At 65.4% G+C, this 22767-nt stretch carries 17 protein-coding genes; 12 read left to right on the top strand and 5 right to left on the bottom strand.

The window, feature by feature from the left end; all coding sequences use genetic code 11:
* The first annotated feature begins 12 nt into the window (after positions 1 to 12).
* From FHW97_RS07230 to FHW97_RS07195, 8 genes are all read left to right on the top strand, one after another.
* A complete protein-coding gene (locus FHW97_RS07230) occupies positions 13 to 942 on the top strand; it encodes a helix-turn-helix domain-containing protein (protein WP_062782881.1) in 930 nt (309 codons plus the stop codon).
* Positions 943 to 1120: 178 nt separating this feature from the next.
* Complete coding sequence (locus FHW97_RS07225) at positions 1121 to 3679, top strand: TonB-dependent receptor (protein ID WP_022678282.1); 2559 nt, start codon at positions 1121 to 1123, stop codon at positions 3677 to 3679.
* A gap of 61 nt (positions 3680 to 3740) precedes the next feature.
* A complete protein-coding gene (locus FHW97_RS07220; RefSeq protein ID WP_107716152.1) occupies positions 3741 to 4274 on the top strand; it encodes a 2,4'-dihydroxyacetophenone dioxygenase family protein in 534 nt (177 codons plus the stop codon).
* A gap of 17 nt (positions 4275 to 4291) precedes the next feature.
* Positions 4292 to 4828, top strand: a complete 537-nt coding sequence (locus FHW97_RS07215) for a 2,4'-dihydroxyacetophenone dioxygenase family protein (protein ID WP_022678284.1) — start codon at positions 4292 to 4294, stop codon at positions 4826 to 4828.
* Between the two features lie 14 nt (positions 4829 to 4842).
* The gene (locus FHW97_RS07210; protein ID WP_171796026.1) at positions 4843 to 5379 is read left to right on the top strand and encodes a 2,4'-dihydroxyacetophenone dioxygenase family protein; all 537 of its coding nucleotides are present in this window, start codon (positions 4843 to 4845) and stop codon (positions 5377 to 5379) included.
* Positions 5380 to 5395: 16 nt separating this feature from the next.
* Positions 5396 to 6490: an aromatic ring-hydroxylating dioxygenase subunit alpha gene (locus tag FHW97_RS07205; RefSeq protein WP_183537997.1), complete on the top strand. Its 1095-nt coding sequence runs from the start codon at positions 5396 to 5398 to the stop codon at positions 6488 to 6490.
* Positions 6491 to 6522: 32 nt separating this feature from the next.
* Positions 6523 to 7362: an SDR family NAD(P)-dependent oxidoreductase gene (locus FHW97_RS07200; protein WP_171798488.1), complete on the top strand. Its 840-nt coding sequence runs from the start codon at positions 6523 to 6525 to the stop codon at positions 7360 to 7362.
* A complete protein-coding gene (locus FHW97_RS07195; protein ID WP_171792296.1) occupies positions 7362 to 8375 on the top strand; it encodes an alcohol dehydrogenase catalytic domain-containing protein in 1014 nt (337 codons plus the stop codon). The genes FHW97_RS07200 and FHW97_RS07195 overlap by 1 nt, the downstream gene beginning before the upstream one ends.
* Here the strand turns inward: FHW97_RS07195 and FHW97_RS07190 are convergent.
* Positions 8366 to 9094, bottom strand: coding sequence for a glutamine amidotransferase (locus tag FHW97_RS07190; protein WP_022678289.1), 729 nt, complete (start codon positions 9092 to 9094; stop codon positions 8366 to 8368). The genes FHW97_RS07195 and FHW97_RS07190 overlap by 10 nt on opposite strands.
* Positions 9095 to 9114: 20 nt before the next feature.
* Positions 9115 to 11448, bottom strand: coding sequence for an aminotransferase class III-fold pyridoxal phosphate-dependent enzyme (locus FHW97_RS07185; protein ID WP_171798487.1), 2334 nt, complete (start codon positions 11446 to 11448; stop codon positions 9115 to 9117).
* A 143-nt stretch (positions 11449 to 11591) separates the two neighbouring features.
* Here FHW97_RS07185 and FHW97_RS07180 point away from each other — a divergent pair, with 143 nt between their 5' ends.
* Positions 11592 to 12887 (top strand): MFS transporter, encoded by a 1296-nt coding sequence (locus FHW97_RS07180; RefSeq protein ID WP_216647678.1) that lies wholly within the window; start codon positions 11592 to 11594, stop codon positions 12885 to 12887.
* On the opposite strand, the gene FHW97_RS07175 is transcribed toward FHW97_RS07180, so the two are convergent.
* Positions 12853 to 13770, bottom strand: a complete 918-nt coding sequence (locus FHW97_RS07175) for a LysR family transcriptional regulator (protein WP_022678292.1) — start codon at positions 13768 to 13770, stop codon at positions 12853 to 12855. The genes FHW97_RS07180 and FHW97_RS07175 overlap by 35 nt on opposite strands.
* 100 nt (positions 13771 to 13870) lie before the next feature.
* On the opposite strand from FHW97_RS07175, the gene FHW97_RS07170 reads away from it, so the two are divergent.
* Positions 13871 to 14983 carry an S-(hydroxymethyl)glutathione dehydrogenase/class III alcohol dehydrogenase gene (locus FHW97_RS07170; RefSeq protein WP_054131118.1) on the top strand — a complete coding sequence of 371 codons (1113 nt, stop codon included), beginning with the start codon at positions 13871 to 13873 and terminating at the stop codon, positions 14981 to 14983.
* An 82-nt stretch (positions 14984 to 15065) separates the two neighbouring features.
* On the opposite strand, the gene FHW97_RS07165 is transcribed toward FHW97_RS07170, so the two are convergent.
* On the bottom strand, positions 15066 to 17393 hold the full coding sequence (locus FHW97_RS07165; protein ID WP_253941633.1) for a TonB-dependent receptor: 2328 nt from the start codon (positions 17391 to 17393) through the stop codon (positions 15066 to 15068).
* 109 nt (positions 17394 to 17502) lie between these two features.
* Between FHW97_RS07165 and FHW97_RS07160 the strand changes: the two genes are divergently transcribed.
* Both FHW97_RS07160 and FHW97_RS07155 read left to right on the top strand, forming a co-directional pair.
* On the top strand, positions 17503 to 18435 hold the full coding sequence (locus FHW97_RS07160) for a LysR family transcriptional regulator (RefSeq protein ID WP_084390744.1): 933 nt from the start codon (positions 17503 to 17505) through the stop codon (positions 18433 to 18435).
* A 43-nt stretch (positions 18436 to 18478) separates the two neighbouring features.
* Positions 18479 to 18946, top strand: a complete 468-nt coding sequence (locus FHW97_RS07155) for a hypothetical protein (RefSeq protein ID WP_054131119.1) — start codon at positions 18479 to 18481, stop codon at positions 18944 to 18946.
* A 19-nt stretch (positions 18947 to 18965) separates the two neighbouring features.
* Here the strand turns inward: FHW97_RS07155 and putA are convergent, their stop codons facing one another.
* Positions 18966 to 22610: a trifunctional transcriptional regulator/proline dehydrogenase/L-glutamate gamma-semialdehyde dehydrogenase gene (gene putA / locus FHW97_RS07150; protein ID WP_171798485.1), complete on the bottom strand. Its 3645-nt coding sequence runs from the start codon at positions 22608 to 22610 to the stop codon at positions 18966 to 18968.
* Positions 22611 to 22767: the final 157 nt, after the last annotated feature.

Here is a 22767-nt window from a genome sequence, read left to right as displayed (position 1 = left end):
GAGTTCACGCCGATGAATGCCGTGCAACGCTACGCCACCGATGCCATCGCGCCCGACCAGCGCCTGTCGTATTGGAATGATCTGGTCGATCGCATCTATTCCGGCACCTATGTGAAAACCCAGGGCCGCGATTTCGTGGGCGAAATGTGGTCATGGACGGTGGGTGACCTCGCCATGATCCGCCCGCGCTCGACTGCGTCGTTCGTGGGGCGGCAGGGTGATCAGGCCACGACCGAGCGGTTGATCCTGCACCTGCAATGCCGGGGCCGCAGCCTGCATCGCCAGGGGCAGGCCGAAAGCCTGCTCGAAGCCGGCGATTTCGTGATTGGATCGCCGCACCAGTCCTACACGCTCGATCTTTCCGCGCATGAACTGCTGGTGGTAGAGTTCCCGCGCGCGCCGCTCGCCGAACGGGTGCCGGGCCTCGATGACATGCTCAGCCGCCGCCTGTGCGGGGCCAGTCCGGGCGGCCGGGTATTCCACGATTTCCTGCGCTCGCTATGGCACCAGGGCGATCAAAGCGGGCAGGACATGGCCTGGCAGCAGGGCGTGAGTGCCGTGTTCTATGACCTCGCCGCACTCGCCATGCGCGGCGCCACCCATCCTGAAGAGCGCGTGACCGACCATGCCTTGCGCGACAAGGTGGTGGCGCTGGTCGATGCCCATCTGGGCGATCCGGCACTGCGCACGCAGACTCTCGCTGATGCCTGCCACACCTCGGTCCGCACGGTGCAGAACGTGTTTGCCATGATGGGCACCACGCCCAGCGCCTATATCCTCGAGCGGCGCCTGCAGCGCGCGGCCGATCGCATTACCGGTAGCCCTGGCGCCAGCATCACGCAGATCGCATTCGAAATGGGATTTAACGACAGCGCCTATTTCGCGCGCTGTTTTCGTCAGCGCTTTGGCGTGGCGCCGCGCGAATGGCGCGCCGGCAATTGAACCTTGCCGGCTGAATTGTTCGGGCGCGCTGAATTTTTCGGGGTGGTTGCGCCAGAATCCTGATCGGCTTGCGCACCAATGCAAGCGCAGATCACCCCGAACACCTACCATCGTCCACAGCGGATCGGATGTCAGGGGAATCCGGGCACAACCCGCATCGAAAAAAGGGAGAGAGACCATGAAGTTCGCACCGGTATCGGTGGGCGCACTGGCCATTGCACTGGCCAGCCCGGCGATGGCTCAGGAAGCGCCGCAAGGCCAGGCCGCGCCACAGGCTGAAGCGCAGAGCGGCAACGGGGGCATCCAGGAAATCGTCGTGACCGCGCAGAAGCGCGCCGAAAACGTCCAGGATGTGCCGATCGCCATCAGCGCCTTCACCGCAGCGGCCCTGCAGGAGCGCGCGGTGACCAGCGTTTCCTCGCTCTCGAACATCGCGCCCAACGTCACGCTTGATGCCGGCACGCCGTTTTCGGGGTCGAGCCAGGTGCTGGCGGCCTATATTCGCGGCATCGGCGCCAACGATTTTGCCTTCAACATCGATCCGGGCGTGGGCATCTATCTCGACGGCGTCTATCTTGCCCGCTCGGTCGGCGCGAACCAGGACCTGCCCGATGTCGAGCGCGTCGAAGTGCTCAAGGGGCCGCAGGGTACGCTGTTTGGCCGCAACACGATCGGTGGCGCGATCTCGATCGTGACGCACGATCCGGGCGATACGTTCCGCTTTGTCGGCAGCGCGATGACCGGCAGCTACAGCCTGTTCAGCGCCAAGGGCACGGTCGACATGCCGCTGGCCGACAAGCTGTCCTCGTCCTTGAGCTTTGCGATCACCAAGCGCGATGGCTACCTGCATCGCATTCCCTATCCGGGCGCCAACAACTATGCGTTCGATCCGATCACCTCGCTCAAGGCGGCCGGTTACGGCAACCAGGGCTACGGCACCGAAGGGGGCGACAATACCTGGAACCTGCGCGGCAAGATCCGCTACAATGGCGCCACGTTCCGCGCGACTCTGACCGGGGATTACAGCCGCACCGATACCTCGCAGATCGCCAACAAGGTGATCACCACCTTCCCGGCGGTGTTTGCCGGCACCTATAACTGCGCGATCGCCGGCAATCCCACCACCACCGTGGGCGGCGTTACCGGCCCGTGCGACAGCTTCATCGGCGGGCCGCCCTCGGCCGCCTATCTCTATCGCCGCGGCGGGCTCAACTCGATCCTCGATCTGCCCGCGATCTATGGCGTCAACACCGACAACAATCCTGACAACAACCGGCTGCCCTATGACAATCGGTTCGTCACCAACAACATCGACACGTCCTATGCCAACGGCAACAACTTCAACAAGTTGAAGCAGGGCGGCGCCGCGCTGACGCTGGATTTCGATCTGTCTGACACGGCCTCGATCAAGTCGATCACGGCCTATCGCGAATTGCACTGGGTGGTGGGCATGGACCTTGACGGTTCGCCGCTCAACTTCCTCCACACCAGCTTCTCGATGAACCAGAAGCAGTTCAGCCAGGAACTGCAACTCACTGGCACGGCTGTGGACAAGAAGCTCAAGTATGTGCTCGGCGCCTATTACTTCACCGAAAGCGGTGACCTGCACGACTATGTGACCTTTGCCGAAGGCCTGCTGCAGGTTGACGGGCCCAACAACCTCTCGACCAAGAACTATGCATTCTATGGCCAGGTCGACTATGCCCTGTCAGACCTGATCGCGGTTACCGTGGGTGGCCGCTATACCCACGAAAAGAAGGAGTTCGAAGGCTTCCAGTCCGATGCCAACGGCTTGAACTACAAGCTGGCGAACTATTTCGGCGATCCCAACTGCGCCTCGCTCAATCCTATCAGCGACGCGTGCCGCGTGGACAATGGCTTCCCTAACGCCGGGCAACCGCTGCGCTATTACGTTGCCGGCGTGCAGCACAAGACGTTCTCGAACTTCTCTCCCAAGGTTGGCGTGCAGTTGCATCCCACGCAGGACATCATGGTCTATGCCAGCTGGTCCAAGGGCTACAAGACCGGCGGCTGGACCACGCGCCTGTCCAATCCCTTGCCCTATGCGCCCGGCTTTGGCCCGGAAAAGGCCGAAACCTGGGAAGCGGGGATCAAGTCCGAGCTGCTCGATCGGCATCTGCAGATCAACGGCGCGGTGTTCCTCACCAATTACAACGGCATCCAGCTCAACTTCCAGCAGGGGGTTTCGCCCACCATCCAGAATGCTGGTGACGCGCGGATCAAGGGCTTTGAAGTGGAACTGGTGGCAGCCCCTGTGCGTGGCCTGACCGTGACCGGCTCGCTCGGCTATACCGACGCCAAATACACCAGCGTCGATGGCCCGGCGCAGGTTGCACCCTCCGCGCTCCAGGCCGGGGTCTTTGCAGGGGCCACGTTGCCCAAGACTCCCAAGTGGAAGTTCAACGTGTCGCCCCGCTATCAGGCCGATCTGGGCAGCCACGGCACCCTGGTGTTCCTTGGCGATGTCACCTTCACCAGCATGATGAAGAACGACACCGAAGGCACCTTCCTGCTCGACCGGCAGCATACCACGGTGCTCAACGGCTCGATCACCTATCGTGCGCCGGGCGGTAGCTGGGAACTCACCGCCGGTGGCACCAACCTGACCAACGAACGCTATCTCACCACCGGCCAGGCACAGCTGGCCGGCGGCCAGATCTACGGCACTTATAGCCGTCCGGCCGAATGGTATGCGCGCGTTGGCGTGAAGTTCTGACGCAACAAGGCCGGGCGGCGCGCGTCCCCGCGCTGCCCGGCTCCTCCCCTGGAGAACGATAATGCCCGAAGCCCCCCACGCTGAATTCTGGAGAGACATCAAGCCGGTAGAGAAAGTCTTCCGCGATGGTGGCCTGCCCGAAGTCTACATGCCCAAGATTGCCGAAGGCGATGAACGCTATTGGGTGCCGATCAGTGAAACCGTGTTTTCCAAGCCGGTGTGGATCAGCCCATCCAAGAACATGTGGGCCGACGTGCTGATGAGCAAGCAGGCCGGCCTGGTTAACCGCCACTATCACCCACACCCGATCTGGGCCTATACCATCAGCGGCAAGTGGGCCTATCTCGAACATTCCTGGACGGCCACCGCCGGCGATTTCATCTATGAAACCCCGGGCGAGAGCCACACCCTGGTCTGCTATGAACACGAAGACCCGATGAAGGTGTTCTTCGTCGTGTCGGGCCCGCTGATGTGGCTCGACGAGGCCGGCAACACCATCGGCCACTATGACGTGTTCGATTATATCGCCGCCGCCCGCGCGCATTATGCCGCTGTCGGCATCGGCGCCGATTACGTCGACACCCTGATCCGCTGAACCCCGGAGATCCCCCCATGACCGTGATGACAGCCCCGCCGTCGAACAAGGCGGAAATCGTCGACGTGAAATTCCCGCACAAGGCCCTGGTCGAACGGCTCAGCCCCGGCGGCCGCTATATCGACGCCGCCACCGACGTGGACAGCCCATGGGTGCCGTTCGGCGATGGCGCGGCGATCAAGCACCTGGCGTTCGACGTGCGCCAGAATCTGTTTTCCAACATCCTGTGGGTCAAGGGGCCGGGCGTAATCGGCACCCATTTCCATCGCGGCACGATCACCATGGTCTGCCTGGAAGGATCGGTGCGCTATCTCGAATACGATTGGGTGGCAACGCCGGGGGGCCTGATCCTGGAAACGCCAGGCGAAAGCCACACGCTGGTGACCGATCACCCGCAGGGCTGCAAGCTGTTCGGCTGGATGCAGGGACCGATCGATTTCTACGATGACCAGGCCAATCTGGTCGATACCGCCGACGTCTGGTGGTTCATCAACCACTACGAGACGCACTGCCGCGAGCACGGCCTTGCGATCAATCCCAAGCTCTATCTCTGACAAAGGCAAACGCCATGGCCAGCAGCATGAAGGCGCCGCCCTCATCCGCCTATGAAATCGTCTCGGTGCCCGAACTCTATGGTGACCTGATCCGCGCGCGCGGGGTGGAAGGCACCTATGTCGGCGCGGGAGAGGCGGAAAGCCCGTGGGTTCCGTTCGGAGACAACGCCGCGATCCGCCACCTGGCGTTCGACGTGCGCGAAAACATCTATGTCAACATCCTGTGGATCAAGGGCCCCGGCGTGATCGGCACGCACAAGCACCGGGGCAAGGTCTGGGCGATCGGGCTGGAAGGCTCGTTCCGCTATCTCGAATACGATTGGGTGTGCAAGCCGGGTGAATTCATCACCGAAACCCCCGGTACCGCCCACACCCTGGTGACCGACGATCCCCAGGGAATGAAGGCGCTGTTTCACATGCAGGGTGCCAACGAGTTCTTCGATGCCCAGGGCAACCACGTGGAAACGCTCGATGTGTGGTGGTTCATGAACCACTATGAAAGCTACTGCCGCGAACACGGCATTGCCATCAACAAGCAACTCTATCTGTGAGCAGCGGGGCAGCGTGATGCCGGCGCCGGCGCTTTCCATCCCCATTCTGGCCGGTCCACCGCGCGGCACGTATCTGCGCCATTGCTGGTACGTGGCCGGGTGGGCCGATGACCTGGGCAGCGACCCGATTGATCGGGTCTTCCTGGAAGAGCCGGTTGCCTTGTTTCGCGACGAGGCGGGCATGGCCCATGCCGTGGGTGGACGCTGCCCCCATCGCTTTGCCCCGCTGGGGCAGGGCAGGGTGATCGATGGCGCGCTCGCGTGCCCCTATCACGGGTTGCGCTTTGATGGCGCGGGCGCTTGCGTGCACAATCCCCACCCCGGTGGGCAGTTGCCCGCCACACGCTTGCCGGTCTATCCGCTGGTCGAGCGCCATGGCCTGCTGTGGATCTGGATGGGTGAGGCGGAACGCGCCGATGCCGCGCTGATCCCGGATTTTTCCTGGCTGGTCGATCCCGTCTGGGCGGTGGTGCGCGGCGCCACCCGTGCCGAAGGGCATTACGAACTCTACAGCGACAATATTCTCGATCTCAGCCACGCCAACTTCGTCCACCCCGCGCTGGTCGCCCGCGCCTTTACCGAAGGAGAACGGCGCTTCTGGCAGGATGGCGAAACGGTGCATGCCGAATATGTCCGCCTGAATGATACGCTGTCCGATGGCATCGGCGCCATGCTGGGCCGCGTGGGCCAGGCACAGGATTTCTATGGCGAGGTGACCTGGCACGCGCCGGCGGTCCTGCGCTTTGACTATGTCGCCGGGCCGCCCGGCACACCGCGTGAACAGTGCACGCTGCTACCCTCGCTTCATGCCTTTACTCCCGAAACGCCCGATACCACGCACTATGTCTGGGCGACGGGGCGCGATTTCGCGCTGGGCGATGCGGCGTTTTCGCAAGGCATGCAGGCCGCGCTCGAACATGCGTTCGAACGCGAAGACATGCCGATCATCCGCGATAGCCACCGCCTGATGCGCGGGGCTGATTTCTGGGCGTTGAAGCCGCTGGTTCTGGGCGGCGATGGCGGGGGCATTCGCGCCCGTCGCCTGCTGCAGCGCCTGATCGCACGCGAGCAGGGCACCACCCTGCCGCAAGACACCGAAGCCACCGCGTAAACGCGGGGCATCCCCCATTGGAGAGGAACACCATGGCCATTATCGATCGTTTCAGCATCACCGGGCGCAGCGCGCTGGTTACCGGGGCTGCCAGCGGCATTGGCCTTGCCTATGCCCAGGCGATGGCCGAAGGCGGCGCGGCGGTTACCCTGGCAGACATCGACCTGCCCGGTGCAGAGCGCGAAGCCGCCCTGCTGCGCGAGGCGGGGCACGAGGCCCGCGCCGTCCATTGCGATGTATCCAGCTTCGATGCGGTGGCAGCCGCCTTTGACGACCATGCCAGCGCGTTCGGCGGGCTGGATATCTGCTTTGCCAATGCCGGGATCGATGCCGGCGCCGGCTTCTGGAACCCGGCGGGCCATCGCAACCCGGAAGGCCAGGTCGATACTTATGATCCGGCGCGCTGGGACAAGTCGATCGCGGTCAATCTCAACGGCGTATTCTACACCATTTCCAACGCCGTGCGGATCATGAAGCAACCCGGCCGCGCCAACGGGCGCAGCGGCGGCTCGATCATCTGTACGGCATCCAACGCCGGGCTGGTGACAGAGCCGATCGTGGGCCTGCCCTATATGCCGGCCAAGGCCGGCGTGTTGCACATGGTCCGCGCGTTGGGGCTGGAACTGGCCGAGTTCCGCATCCGCGTGAACGCCATCGCGCCTGGCCCGTTCGTGACCAACATCGGCGGGGGCTGGCTCAAGAAAGACCCGGTGGCGCGCGCCGCCTGGGATGCCATCGTGCCGCTGGGCAAGTTGGCCGAGACTGAGCAGATCAAGCCGCTCGCGCTGATGCTCGCCTCTGATGCGTCTGACTATATGACCGGCAGCCACGTGGTGATCGATGGCGGCATGATGCTGGGCAAGTACCAGTAATGCGCGCGGTGGTGATGCAGGGGCTGCACCGGCCCCTGGCGCTGGAAACCGTGCCCGACCCCGTGCCAGAAGCGGGCGACATGGTGGTGCGGGTGGGGCGCTGCGGCATCTGCGGATCGGATCTGCACATGACCGAAGACCCCGCCTATGGCCAAGGCGCCGGCTCCATCCTCGGGCATGAGTTTGCCGGCGAAGTGGTCGCGCTGGGCCGTGATGTCTCCGGTTGGCGCGTGGGTGATCGCGTGGCGGTCAGCCCATTGAAAAGCTGCGGCGATTGCCCGGCCTGCCGCGCCGGCGAGGTGCAATGGTGCACCGCCTTTGGCCTCCAGGGTGGCGGCTATGCCGAATATGCGCTGACCCGGCCCAACCAATGCGTGCGCTTGCCGCAAAGTGCCAGCCTGGCCGATGGCGCGATCATTGAGCCGCTGGCCGTGGCGCTGCATGGCATCGGCCTATCCGGCCTGCGCCGGGGAGACAAGGTGCTGGTGCTGGGTGCCGGGCCGATTGGCCTTGCCGTGGCGTTCTGGGCGCGGCAGCACGGGGCCGGGCGCGTGGTGGTGCAGGATATCGCCCCGTGGCAGCGGGATCGTGCGCTTGCCATGGGCGCGCACGATTTTGTGGTGGCGCCCGATGATCCGGTGGGCGCGGCACAGCGCGCATTGGGTGGCCCTGCCGATCTGGTGTTCGAATGCGTCGGCGTGCCGGGCCTGATCGCGCAAGGGGTAGAAACCGCACGCAACCGTGGCACCATTGTGCTGCTCGGGCTGTGCACGCGGCCCGACACGCTCAACACCTTTGCCATGCTGTCCAAGGAAGTGCGGCTGATCACCTCGGCGTTCTTTACCCGTCAGGAATACGAAGCCGCGCTCGACGCGCTCGATCGCGGCCTGGCCGAACCGCGCCTGTTGGTAACCGATACCATCGCCTTGGCGCAGACGCCCGACGTGTTCGAAAGCCTGCGCCAGCGCACCCATCAGTGCAAGGTGCTGATCGCGCCAGGTGATCAGGCCTGATCGGCCGCCGCGATGAACGCCCGCAACAATGCCGGGCCGTCGGGCGTATCGGCATTGGCAGCGCGCAGGGCGGGCACGGAAAAGCCGGCGCGGGCAATGGCATCGGCATAGACGTCATAGCTGCCGGCCATGATCGCGGCATCGAATTCGGGGTGGAACTGGACGCCCCAGGCGCGCGGGGCATAGCGCACGGCGTGGTGCGGGTCGTGGCCGCTGGTGGCCAAGACCTGTGCCCCGTTCGGCAAGGCCAGCACCGACTGGAAATGGAACACCATCTGTCGCGCCACCGGCGGCAGCGCGGCAAACAGCGCATCCTGCGCGCCGGCTGGGGTGCGGGCCACGTCCACCCCACCAAACATCGCACCGCGCGGATTGTCGTCCACCACCCCGCCCAGGGCATGGGCCAGCAACTGGTGGCCAAAGCACACGCCCAGGATCGGCGCGCCCTGCGCCATGGCGTCACGCGCCCAGGCGGCGGTGCGCTCGATCCATGGGTGGCCATCGGTCACCATGTCGATCGCGCCGGTGATGATCGTGGCGCGCACCTCTGCTGGATCGGGCAGCGGCTCGTCCTGATAGACCTTGATCGCCACGATCTCGTCACGCGGCACCCCGCAGCCGGCGCTGAACCAGGCGACCTCGTCCCCGTGCACGGCGCAGGTCGCGGGCATGTCGTCATACGAGGTTGCAGGCTGGATGATCAGCAGTGGCTTGGGCACGATCGGTTCTTTCGCAGGCATTAGAGGGCGTTGAGGCTCTTGCGCAGGGCATCGATGAAGAACGCCACTTCGGTTTCCGTCCAGGTGAGCGACGGGCGCAGCTTGAACGTGGCACGATATTCGCCCGACGTGCCCACCAGCACGCCATTTTCGCGCATCCGTTCCACCAGCTGGCGCGCCTGGTGCGGGGCGGCGGTGCGAGCCGCCTGATCGGTGACGAATTCCAGCCCGGTCAACATGCCGCGCCCGCGCACGTCGCCGATCAGCGGGAATTGCCGCGCCAGCGCGCGCAGTTCGGTTCGCAGCAGGTCTCCCACCTGGTTGGCGCGGGCGATCAGGTCTTCCCGCTCGATCACGTCCAGCACGGCTTGCCCCGCCGCGCAGGACACGCTGTTGCCGCCAAACGTGCTGAACACCTCGCAATCGGCATAGAACGCCTGCCACAGGTCACGCCGCGTCAACACCACGCCCAGTGGATGGCCATTGCCGACCGGCTTGCCCAGCGTGATCACGTCAACCTGGTCCAGGCCCTGAGTGGCAAATCCCCAGAAGCTGCCCAGGCGGCCCAGCCCGGCCTGCACCTCGTCGGCAATCACCAGCGCGCCGGATGCGCGCGCAGCACGGGCAAGGCCTTGCATATAGCCTTCTGGCTGGCCGGGCACGCCGTTGCTGGTCAGCGCGGTGTCAATCATCAGGAACGCCGGCTGGTGGCCGGCTTGGGCCAGCGCTGCCACGGCCTTGGCCCAGCTTTCCGCCGGATCGGGCGCGACGCCGCGATAGAGGTCGGGCGGGGGCAGGCAGGCCACATGCGCGGGCGGCGCCTTGGTGAGCGGGGAAAGCTCCACCGTGGCGGCCGTGATCCCGTGATAGGCGCCTTGCATCACCACGGCGCCGGTGCGCCCGGTGGCAAAGCGGGCAATCTGCGCGGCCACGTCGTTGGCCTCGCTGCCGGAATTGACGAACGAGCAGACATCGAACCCGGCCGGTGCCTTGGCCAGCAGCGCCTGGGCATAGGAACCAGGGCTATCGGCCAGATAGCGCGTGTTGGCGTTGAGCGCGGCAGCCTGGCGCGCGATGGCGCGCACTACGGCCGGGTGGCAATGGCCTACCTGCGGCACGTTGTTATAGGCGTCGAGATAGCGCGTGCCATCCGCGCCGATCAGCCAGGGACCTTGCCCACGGGTAAGATGCAGCGGCGTTTCATAGAAGTGCCAGATCTTGCCAAATGCCGCGTCGCGCTGCGCGATCAGGCCCGTGCGCGCGGCTGCCGGATCCGGGGCCAGCGCGGGCACCGGAAAACCGCAGGCCCGGCGCAGCGCGTGGGTTGCGGCATCGCGGCCCACTGCCAGCAACTTGGCCAGCATCGCACCATGCTTGCGCCCGCCGCCCAGATGCGCATCGGGCGTTTCGTCTGCCAGATCACGCCGCGCATTGGCCACCAGCACGGTGTTGACCAGGCGCAGGCAGCACATATCGAACACCAGGTCGATTTCCGCCTCTTCCAGCGGATAGACCGTGTCAAAGCCCTGCGTCACCTCGGCCAGGATAACCAGCGGATCGGCGCTTTCATCGGGAAAACAGTCTGCCGCCGTCACCAGATCGGCCAGCAGCGCACCATAAAGCATGTCGCCGAAATCGATCACGCCCACGATGTTTGCGGGCTGTGCCGGATCGACCAGCAGGTTGCCCATGTGCGCGTCCTGATGCACCACCTGGTGGCGCGTGCGGGTAAGCGCTGGATAGATGCGGCTGTCCGCCTCGGCCAGAACCTGGGCGCATTGCGCGCGCAGGGTCGGATCGGCAATGCGGGGCAGGGCCGGGGCCAGCGCGGTCACCCGCGAAAGATCCCAATCGTGCCGGTTGCTGGCTGCATGAGGATGGAAATAGCCACGCAACGCCAGGCTCAACCGCGCTACGAAGGCGCCCGTGGCGCGGCGCAGTGCTGCGGGATCGGTGCAGTCCGCAAAGGCATCCTGGGCGATCCTGCCGTCGAGATAGGTCAGGATGCGCAGGATGTGCACCGTGCCATCATCGGCGGTTATCGTCGTGCGCCTGGCGCCGGCAAGCGTAGGCACCATCCGTGGCACCGCCAGTTGCGGGTCGATCCGCGCGATGTGATCGAGCGCCCCGATCTGGAAATCCACCGTGGCCGGTTGCTCCATCCGGTGCGACAGCTTGACCACGTAATCCGATCCAGCATCATCGGTGAGATGCCAGGTCTGGTCCCGCTCCGAGTTGATCGCGTGCCACTGGCCGCGCAATCCCCACTCGGCGTGAACCCGCTCCTGCACCTGTTGCAGCGGAAAGGCTGGCGGAATGGCGTCGAGTGCATCATGAACTGCCAATCCTGCCACCGTATCGTCCCTGCCGCTGCTCCGTCCTTGCCGCCTGCATAGGGCCTTTGCATCTGAGATCGCAAGGGCATTGTGGTTGCGGAGACAGGCCAGGCAGCTAAAGCGGGATGGCAACCTGATCGTATCACGGGAGAATGTGGGCTATGGCCAGCCATGCAGACCGGGGCAATGCTGCCGCCATCACCGATGCGCAGCGCCTACGCGCGATCCTGGCCGGGTCGGCCGGCAATCTGATCGAATGGTACGATTTCTATATCTACGCCTTTACCGCGCTCTATTTTTCGGCGGAATTTTTCCCGGAAAGCAACGCCCTGGTTCAGGTCATGGCGACGAGTGGCATCTTTGCCGTGGGCTTTCTGCTGCGCCCGATCGGCGGTTGGTATTTCGGCCGCTTTGCCGATCGCCACGGGCGGCAACGGGCCATGGTCGTCTCGGTGCTGATGATGGGGCTGGGCGCCCTGCTGATCGCGGCGCTGCCGACCTATCGCCAGGTGGGGATTGCCGCGCCCGCGCTGCTGCTCCTGGGACGGATGCTCCAGGGCTTTTCCACCGGTGGGCAATATGGCACCGCGGCTACTTACCTTAGCGAGATCGCCGGGCGCGGGCGGCGCGGGTTCTGGGCCTCGTTCCAGTATGTCACGCTGATTGGCGGGCAACTGCTGGCCACGCTGGTGATCCTGGCCTTGCAACACCTGTTGGGCGAGGGAGCGATGAAAGCCTATGGCTGGCGCATCGGCTTTGTCATCGGCGCGGGCGGTGCGGCGCTGATCCTGTGGCTGTCGCGGCACATGCACGAAACCGGGCAGGCCGCGCAAGGGCGGGACGGTGCCGGCACCCTGCGCGAACTGTTCGCCCATCACACCCGCCCGTTCCTGCTGGTCATGGCGCTCACGGCCGGGGGCAGCCTGTCGTTCTACACTTTCACCACCTATATGCAGAAATACCTCGTCCTGACGGTGGGCATGACCAAGCCCGACGCAACCTTGCTGATGACGGTAGTGCTGGTGGCGTTCATGCTGATCCAGCCCGTCATGGGCGCGCTGTCAGACCGGATCGGCCGCCGCTCCAACATCGTGCTGTTTGCTGCGCTCGCCATGCTGCTGACCGTACCGATCTTCACAGCGCTGGCGGCAAGCCGCAGCGTGTGGGTGGCCGGGCTGCTGGTCATGGCCGGCCTCGTGATCAACAGTTTCTACACCTCGGTCAGCGGGCTGTTCAAGGCAGAGCTATTTCCAGTGCACGTCCGCGCGCTGGGCGTGGGCCTCGCCTATGGCGTGGGCAACGCACTGTTTGGTGGCACTGCGGAAAACGTGGCGCTTGGCTTCAAGCAGATCGGCCATGAAAGCGGGTTCTATTGGTATGTTACCGTGCTGGCCGCAGTTGCCTTGGTCGCAGGCCTGATGCTCAAGGACACGCGCCGGGATGATCCGCTGGCGTAAGGCCACGCGCCATCGCGGCAGGCAGTTCGGCCGCTAAAAGCGCGATGAAATCGGTGACCTTGCGCGGCACCAGGCGGCGGCGTGGGTGCATGGCCCACACGGCTTCCTCGGTGGCGCGGAACGCCTCCAGCACGGGCTCCAGCCGCCCTTGGGTCAATGCCGCCGCCGCATAGAAATCCGGCACCTGGCAGATGCCCAGCCCGGCCACCGCCGCCGCCGTCACCGCCGGGCCATTGTTGCAGCGCCAGCGGCCCTGCGGCTGATAGGTCGTTTCCGCGCGATGACGGCGGAAATGCCAGACATCGGCCGATCCGACCAGGCAGTCGTGGTGATCCAGTTCTTCGATCTCGGCCGGGCGGCCGCGCTGCGCGAGATAGGCAGGCGCGGCGCAGGTCACCAGGTTGCGCCCGCCCAGATGATGGGCCGCCAGGCGCAGATCGCCCTGCGGCCCGGTGCGGATCGCCACATCAAACCCCTCGGCGACGATATCGACCACGCGGTTGCTGAAATCGAGCGTCACGTCGAGCGAGGGGTTGGCCATGGCGTGGCGCAGCGCCAGCGGGGCGATGAAGTATTCCCCCAGTGCCGTGGGGCAGGTGATGCGCAACGATCCGCGCAGACCGGTATCGCCGCTGGCCACGGCCAGCGCTGCATCGCGCTCGTCGATGATGCGCCGCGCGCGCTCGGTCAGTTCGCGCCCGGCCGCCGTCAGCGAAACCTGGCGCGTCGTGCGGTGCAGCAGGGTGGTTCCAGTGCGGTGTTCCAACTGGGCAATCGCCCGGCTAACGTGCGAGGTGGAACGCCGCAGCTTGCGCGCGGCGGCCGCGAAAGTGCCGTTTTCGGCAATCGCGACAAGTTCTTCCAGCCCATCCCAGTCCGACATGGCATTATCCCAAGCAAGCAACGAACTTTTGCGCAAATGCGCTCTTTGTGCCTGCCATGCAATGATGTAGGCCACTGCGATCGATAAGGAGGATACCTTCATGAAGACCCGTGCCGCCGTGGCCTTTGAGGCCAAGAAACCGCTTGAGATCGTTGAACTCGATCTCGAAGGCCCCAAGGCGGGCGAGGTGCTGGTGGAAATCATGGCCACTGGCGTGTGCCACACCGACGCCTACACGCTCGACGGGTTGGACAGCGAAGGCATCTTCCCGTCGGTGCTGGGCCATGAAGGCGCCGGCATCGTGCGCGAGGTTGGCCCCGGCGTCACCAGCGTGAAGCCCGGCGATCACGTGATCCCGCTCTACACGCCGGAATGCCGCCAGTGCAAAAGCTGCCTTTCGGGCAAGACCAACCTGTGCACCGCGATCCGCGCCACGCAGGGCAAGGGCCTGATGCCTGATGGCACCACGCGCTTTTCCTACAAGGGCCAGCCGATCTATCACTACATGGGCTGCTCCACGTTCTCCAACTTCACCGTGCTGCCCGAAATCGCGGTGGCCAAGATCCGCGAAGACGCCCCGTTCCAGACCAGCTGCTATATCGGCTGCGGCGTCACCACGGGTGTGGGCGCGGTGGTCAACACCGCCAAGGTGCAGGTGGGTGACAATGTCGTGGTGTTCGGCTTGGGCGGCATCGGTCTCAACGTGATCCAGGGCGCGCGCCTGGCTGGCGCGGGCAAGATCATCGGCGTCGACCTCAATCCCGAGCGTGAGGAATGGGGCCGCCGCTTCGGCATGACCGACTTCCTCAATTCCAAGGGCCTGAGCCGCGAGGAAACCGTGGCCAAGGTCGTGGAAATGACCGATGGCGGCGCGGATTACACGTTTGACGCCACCGGCAACACCGAAGTGATGCGCACCGCGCTGGAAGCCTGCCACCGTGGCTGGGGCACCAGCATCATCATCGGCGTGGCCGAAGCCGGCAAGGAAATCGCCACCCGTCCGTTCCAGCTGGTCACCGGCCGCAACTGGCGCGGCACGGCGTTCGGCGGCGCCAAGGGCCGCACCGACGTGCCCAAGATCGTTGACTGGTACATGCAGGGCAAGATCGAGATCGATCCGATGATCACCCACGTCATGGGCCTGGAAGAGATCAACACCGCGTTCGACCTGATGCACGCCGGCAAGTCGATCCGCAGCGTCATCGTGTTCTGATCACGGGCTTGATGCCGCAATAAAAAGGGGCCGGCCCATATGGGCACGGCCCCTTTTTCATGGCAGCGCGGTGGACGGCAGCCTAGAACTTGAGCGTTCCGCGCACGCCATAGGTGCGCGGCGGGCGCATCTGGTTGTAGATCACGCCGGGCTTGCCCGGGCTTTGCGTGGAATTGGCAAAGACCAGCGCGTTTTCCAGGTTGTTGACAAAGCCGGTGATCGCCAGCGAACCGGGCGCATTTTCCCAGGTCAGCCGCGCGTTCGACATCATGTAGGCGCCCTGGCGGCCCAGATCGAGATAGTCGATCGAAAGATAGCGCGAGCTTTCCACGCGGGTGTCAACCGCCGCGATGATCCGGCCGGCGCTGCCGATGTCGAACGTATGGTCATACCCCGCATTGACCACCCAGCGCGGCGCATTGACCAGCGACTTGCCCGAGCAATCGACGTTGTAGATGCGCGCCGCCGCGCTCGCGCCCATCAGTGCCGTGGGGGTGATCGCGCAGCCCACCACAGGCGCGGGCCCAGTGGTGGAATAGGCCTTGTACTGCAGGCTGTCGTACGTGGCGTGCAGGTATTGCACGTTGAGCGAAAACAGGTCGTTGCGCGTGGGTTGCCACAGCACTTCGGCTTCTGCGCCATAGAGCTTGGCCGCGCCGGCGTTTTCCGTGGCAAATACCGGGCCATAGATCGCGCCGGCCGGCGTTGCCGCCACCTGCACGGGCGCAAGGTGCGAAATCTGCTGGTCGCGATAATCCCAGTAGAAACCTTCGACGTTGACCTGCAGCGTATTGGCAAAGAAGCGGTTTTTGGTGCCGATGGTATAGGCCGTCAGCCGTTCGGGGCGCGAATAGTTCTGCCCCAGCGCGGAAAACAGGATGCCCGATTTGAAGCCGGTGGACACGGTCGCATAGAGCAGCGAATGCGGCCCGGCGTCGAATTCCATGCCGGCCTTCCACGTCACCTTGCTGAAATTCACATCGGTGGTGGCGTTGGTCGCCAGGTCGAGGACGATCGGCGTGAAGTTGGGATAGGCCGGGGGCACGAACCCGACGAAGGGATAGGTGTGCGCTTCGGTCTGCTGCGTCTTGGTATCGTGGGTATAGCGCAGGCCGCCGGTCAGCCGCCAACGCGGGGTCAGCGAATAGGTCGCCTCGCCAAACACGGCATAGCTGTCCGTACCCAGGTTGGAATTGATCCGCGTGCCGTTGTTGCCCTGATCGAAGAACTGCTTCGCCTTGACGCTTTCGGTGAAATAATAGCTGCCCAGCACCCACTTGAGTTGGGCATTCTGGTTGCCCAGGCGCGCTTCGAGCGACAGCTGGTCAGACTTTTCCGTCACGTCGATCAGGAAGCTGGACGAGTAGTTGACAAAGTCGAGGTCAGTGCGCCGCCACGCCGGGATGACCGTGAGCTTGGCAAAGCCCAGATCGGCATTCACCGTGACCAGCGCGCCGTAATACTTGTTGTTCTGATAGCCATCGCCGCGCGCGATGATCTGCGGCACGGGCGCGGTGGGCGCGCGTGACAGGTATTCAGCGAGGACACGCGGATCGCTGGGGCCAAGGCGGTCTTTGCCCGCCAGCAGCGGCATGATCGTGCCGCCCAGGCCCTTGCCGCCAACATCGCCATAATCGACCATCAGGTTGGCGTTGAAGCCGTCGCCGGTGTCAAAGCGCAGTTGCCCGCGCACGGCGGTCGTGTCCTCGTCGTCATAGCCGTCGCTGTAATAGCCGTCATGCTGGGCATGCTGGGCCGAAATGCGCAGGGCTGCCTGGCTGCCGAGCGGCAGGTTGATCGCGCCCGATGCCTTGATCGCGTTGTAATTGCCGTATTCCCCGGTGACGAAGCCGGATGCCTCGCCCAGCTTGGGCTTTACCGTGATCAGGTTGACCGCGCCGCCCGTGGCATTGCGGCCATAGAGCGTGCCCTGTGGCCCCTTGAGCACTTCCATCCGCTCAAGATCATAGAACAGCGCCGCCGGGGCAGCGGGGCGCGACAGGTAGACGCCGTCGAGGTTGAACGCCACGCCCTGCTCGGCAAAGGCATTCGCCCCGAACGTGCCGATCCCGCGCAGATAGATCTGGGTGAACGAGGCCGCCGGCGCCACCTGCAGTGCCGGGACCAGGCGGGTCAGGTCATCGGCGCGCGTCACGCTCTGCTTGGTCAGCACGTCACCGGCCACGGCGCTGACCGGAATGGCCGCGCGCTGAAGGTTTTCGGTGCGGCGCTGGGCGGTCACCACGATTTCGGCAAGGCCAGCCTGCGGTTGTTCCGGCGCGGCGGCAGCAGGTGCCTGCTGGGCTGGTCCATCTGGCGATTGGGCCGATGCGGCATGGGCAGCGGCCGGCATGGCAAGCGCTGCGGCCAGGGCCACGATCGATACCGCGGGGCGAATGTCGAAGTGCAAGATGCCTCTCCCTCTTGTGCTTTTTATGGGCGCAAGCATCGCCACCGCCTTGTCATAATGGAAATGATTTGTTTTTATCGGTTTCGATTTGTCAGAATTATGGTGTGCAATGCGCTTCAAGGGACTCGATCTCAATCTGCTGGTTTGTCTCGATGCGCTGCTCGATCTGCGCAACGTCACGCGCGCCGCCGAGCATCTCAGCCTCAGCCAGCCGGCGATCAGCGCGGCGCTGTCCCGGCTGCGCACGTTCTTCGCCGATCCGCTGCTGGTGCAGAACGGCAAGCGCATGATGCCCACGCCATTTGCCCTGCGCCTGCAGCCGGCCATCCGCGCCATCCTCAACGATGTCGATGGCCTGGTCGGCAGTTCGCCACATTTCGATCCGGCCACCAGCACGCGCGATTTCCGCATCTGCCTGTCAGACTATCTAGCCAGCGTTTTGCTGGCGCCGCTGCTGCCGCATCTGGCGCGGGTGGCGCCGGGCGTGGGGATCGACGTGATCCCGCTGAGCGACGATGCCACGCAGCGGCTCGATCGGGGCGAGATCGACCTGCTGCTGACACCGGAAAGCTATGTCAGCGACGAACATCCCGCCGAACTGCTGTTTGAAGAACACCACGTGGTGGTCGGCTGGCGTGACAATCCGGTCATGGCCAAGCCGATCGATGTGGAAGCGTTCGTGGCCGCCGGGCATGTGGCGGTGGAGATCGGGCGGTTCAACCGCGTGTCCTTTGCCGAAAGCTATATGCGCGCCCAGGGCATCACGCGGCGGGTGGAAGTGCGGGTTTCCGGCTTTACCATCATTCCCGAACTGCTGGTGGGCACCACGCGCCTGGCGGTGATGCATGCGCGCCTGGCGGCCAAGGCGGCCCGGCATTGGCCCGTGTCCGTTTCACCACTGCCCTTTGCCATGCCGCCCATGCTGGAAATGGCACAGTTCCACCGGGCCCGCGCCGAAGACGCCGGCCTGCGCTGGCTGATCGATGCATTTCATGATGTGGTTCGCTGCGAAGGGGATGGACCGGCCACCGCGTTGCTGTAACACGGGCCGCATAGGAATGCGTGCCTGGGGGAGAGAAGCGCAGATGACCAATGCAGACCTGCATATCCGCCGCGAAACGGCGATCAGCATGGTGATCAATACCGTGCTGAGCGGTGTATTTTTCCTTGCCGTATTCGGACTGCACGGGCCGGTGCCGATCTGGGGCATGGGCCACTACGTCTTCGATTTCGGGCCGCAGGCCTTTGCCGTGGCGTTCATGAGCACGCTGGTGCCCGGTGCCCTGTCGCGCAAGGCCCTGCGCGCCGGCCGCGTGGCCTCGCGCCCCAGCGCGCTGCGCCTGCCGGGCAACCTGCTGTTGCGCGGGCTGATCCTCGCGGTGCCTTCGGCCATGCTGGCATTGGCTGGGGCCGCCGCCGTGTGCCTTGCGCTGGGCCTTGCGCAATTGCCGTGGTCCGTGGCCCTCGCCGCAAAGCTTGGCTTTGGCGCCGTGCTGGCCCTGGTGATCACCCCCATCGCCCTGCGCGCCACCCTGGCCGAGGCCCTGGGCTGACGCGCAAGGGCGCTCGGGTTCAGACCATGGCCATCAGGCTGGCATTGCCGCCGGCGGCGGTGGTGTTGATCGACAGGCTCACTTCTTCGACCAAAAGATCGAGCGGGTAGGCGCCTGCCGCATCGGCGGCGTGCAGGGCCACGATCATGCCTTCGCGCGCGGCCAGCGCCTCTGCCGCTCCGCGTGCCGGCGCACCGACATGTTCGACCAGCGCGGCTGCCAGATCATCGACCGGTTCGCTGCGGGCAAAGCCGATCCGCGCGGCCAGCGCCGCCGGAAAATCGGCGGGCAGGGCAGCAAGCGGCGCGCCGGGCATGATCACGGCGTGGTTGCCCGTGGCCAGCGCCGCGCCCAGCTGTCGCCACAGCCCATCGGTTGTCGTGGCATAGAGCGCAATGTGGCCGCGCGGCGCCAGGCGATAGCGGTTGCTTTCCCCCACCGGGCCGGTGAGTTCCACGTCGACGCCCAGCTTGCTGCGCGCGGCATCGTGGCGCACGGCGCGGGCGGTTGCGGTCTCGCCATGCTGGTCCAGCCAATCGGCCAGCATGGCCGCCGCAGGGCCCGGTTGCGCCAGCGCGCCAGCCAGAACGGGCGGGGTGCCCGTCGCGCCGCGCACCAGTCGCGCCAGATAGAGCGGGCCACCCGCCTTGGGCCCCGTGCCCGAAAGGCCCCGGCCGCCGAACGGCTGCACGCCCACCACAGCGCCGATGGTGTTGCGGTTGACATAGAGATTGCCTGCTTCCACCGCCCGCGTCACCCGCGCCACGGTATCATCCAGCCGGGTGTGCAGGCCAAAAGTGAGGCCATAACCGGTGGCGTTGATCTGCGTGATCAGACGATCCATGTCGCGCGCGACAAACCGGACGACATGCAGCACGGGGCCAAACACTTCGCGGCCAAGGGCAGCAAGGCCAGGAATCTCGATCAGCGTCGGCGCCACGAACGTGCCGTTGGCGCACTGATCGGGCAGGGGCAGGCGGTGCACCCGCGCGCCGCGCTCGGCCATGGCTGCCACGTGTCTCTCGATCCCGTCGCGCGCCTGCGCGGTGATCACCGGCCCCACATCGGTTTCCAGCGCATCGGGATTGCCGACAGTCAGCTCTGCCATCGCGCCGCGCAGCATCGCCAGCGTGCGATCGGCCACGTCTTCCTGCAGGCACAGCACGCGCAACGCGGAACAGCGCTGGCCCGCACTGTCAAATGCCGAGGCGATGACATCGGCCACGACCTGTTCGGCCAAGGCAGAGGAATCAACGATCATCGCATTCTGCCCGCCGGTTTCGGCGATCAGCGGGATCGGCCGGCCGCTCGCATCGCTGCGCGTGGCCAGGGTGCGCTGGATAATCCGCGCCACTTCGGTCGATCCGGTAAACATTACCCCCGCAACGCCTGGCGCCTCCACCAGCGCAGCGCCGATCGCGCCATCGCCGGGCACCAGATGCAACACATCGGCGGGAATGCCGGCCGCATGGAACAGGCGCACCATTTGTGCCGCGATCAGCGGCGTTTCCTCGGCCGGCTTGGCCAGAACGGGATTGCCCGCCACCAGTGCGGCGGCGATCTGCCCGGCAAAGATCGCCAACGGAAAGTTCCACGGCGAAATGCACACCACCGGCCCCAGCGGGCTGGTATGGGCCAGGGTGCTGCGCGCCTGCACCGCGTAATAGCGCAGAAAATCCACCGCCTCGCGCACTTCGCCCACGGCGTTGGCAGCAGTCTTGCCGGCCTCGCGCATGATCAGGCCCATCAAGGCGCGGCCTTCGTCTTCCAGCAGGCAGGCCGCGCGTTCCAGCATCGCCGCGCGCGCGGCCACCGGGGTTGTTGCCCACATCGGCGCGGCGACCTGGGCGCGGGCCACGGCGGCTTGCGCACCTGCGGCGTCCAGCGGCCAGACTTCACCCACGATATCGCGATGATCGGCCGGATTGCGCACCGCCTCGCCCGTGCCAGGTTCGCCAGGCGTCCCTGCCTGCCATGCGCGTTCCGTGCTCGCCATCAGGCGCGGCGCAAGATCGGCCAGGATCGCTTCATCGGCCAGGTCGAGCCCGCTTGAATTGCGGCGATCGGCAAAGAGCGCGGCGGGCAGGGCCACCGCCGGATGTGGCGCTCCCGGATCTGCCTGTGCCGTCACCACCGCCACCGGATCGGCTACCAATTCCGCGATCGAGACAGCCGGATCGTTGATGCGGTTGACGAACGAGGAATTGGCCCCGTTTTCCAGCAGGCGCCGCACCAGATAGGCCAGTAGCGTTTCATGCGTGCCCACCGGGGCATAGACGCGGCATGGGCGGTTGAGCTTGTCGGCGCCGACGACCTGGTCATACAGCCCTTCGCCCATGCCGTGCAGGCACTGGAACTCATAGTCGCCCATCGTGAAATCGGGCCCAGCCAAGTGCAGCACCGTCGCCACCGATTGCGCGTTGTGGGTGGCAAATTGCGGGAACACCACGTCGCGCGCGGCCAGCAGCTTGCGCGCGCAGGCGACATAGGCAAGGTCGGTATGGACCTTTTGCGTGTAGACCGGAAAGTCAGCGAGGCCATCGACCTGGGCGCGCTTGATTTCGGCATCCCAATAGGCGCCCTTGACCAGCCGCACCATGATGCGCCGGCCCGCGCGCCGCGCCAGGTCGACGATCCAGTCGATCACGAAAGGGCAGCGCTTCTGATAGGCCTGCACCACGAAGCCCAGGCCATTCCACCCGGCAAGGTCAGGATCGGTCGCCAGGCTTTCCAGCAGATCGAGCGACAGCTCCAGCCGGTCGGCTTCCTCGGCATCGATGTTGAGGCCGATGTCATGGCCCTTGGCCATCACGCACAGCGCCTTGACGCGCGGCAGCAGTTCGGCCTTGACCCGCTCGGCCTTGGCCCGCGCATAGCGCGGATGCAGCGCCGACAGCTTGATCGAGATGCCCGGGCCACCATGGATGCCGCGCCCGGCACTGGCCTTGCCGATCGCGGTGATCGCCTGCTCGTAAGAAGCATTGTAGCGATCGGCGTCAGCGGCGGTCATCGCCGCTTCGCCCAACATGTCATAGGAAAAGGCAAAGCCCTTGGCCTCGCGCGGGGCAGCGCGGCGCAAGGCTTCCTCGATCGTTTCGCCGGTGACGAACTGTTCGCCCATCATGCGCATCGCCGCGTCCACCGCGCGGCGGATCACCGGCTCGCCCATCCGGGCGATCAGGCGAGTCAGGCTGGCGCCGAGGCCGGCCTCGTCCTCGGCCTGGACCAGGCGACCGGTCACGAGCAGGCCCCACGAGGCGGCATTGACGAACAGCGGGCGATCCTTGCCCACGTGGCCGCGCCAATCACCCGGCGCGATCTTGTCACGGATCAGCGCGTCGCGCGTGGCCACGTCGGGGATGCGCAGCAGCGCTTCGGCCAGGCACATCAGCGCGACCCCTTCCGGGCTGCTCAGCGCATATTCCTGCACCAGCGATTGCACCGCGCCGGGGCGGGCATCGGCGCGCAACTGGCTGATCAGGGCGCTGGCCGTGGCCGCGATCGGCGCGCGCAGGTCTTCCGGCACGGTGGCCTGCGGCACAAGCGCTGCAATGCAGGCCCGCTCGTTGCGCCGCGTGGCGGCGGTGATCGCCTGGCGCAGCGGGGTTTCCCCGGCAAGCGGGGCAAAGAAGCGGGCGAACGGGCGGGGCGCGGGCTGATCCATAGGGCCATGGTATCACGGCCTGCACAGGCCATTGGACCTATTTTGCCAGCGTCCCAGACCAAATGACCTGAAAACGATACTGCAAACAGGCCGATTTCAACGCCTCGGCAGATGGCTGAGGCTGTTACGACTGACAGACGCCGCATCGGCCTAGTGG

This window comes from Novosphingobium sp. SG754 (genome assembly GCF_013149315.1).
In the GTDB taxonomy this organism is placed as follows: Bacteria; Pseudomonadota; Alphaproteobacteria; order Sphingomonadales; family Sphingomonadaceae; genus Novosphingobium; species Novosphingobium capsulatum.
This window is presented reverse-complemented; position numbering and strand designations above follow the sequence as displayed.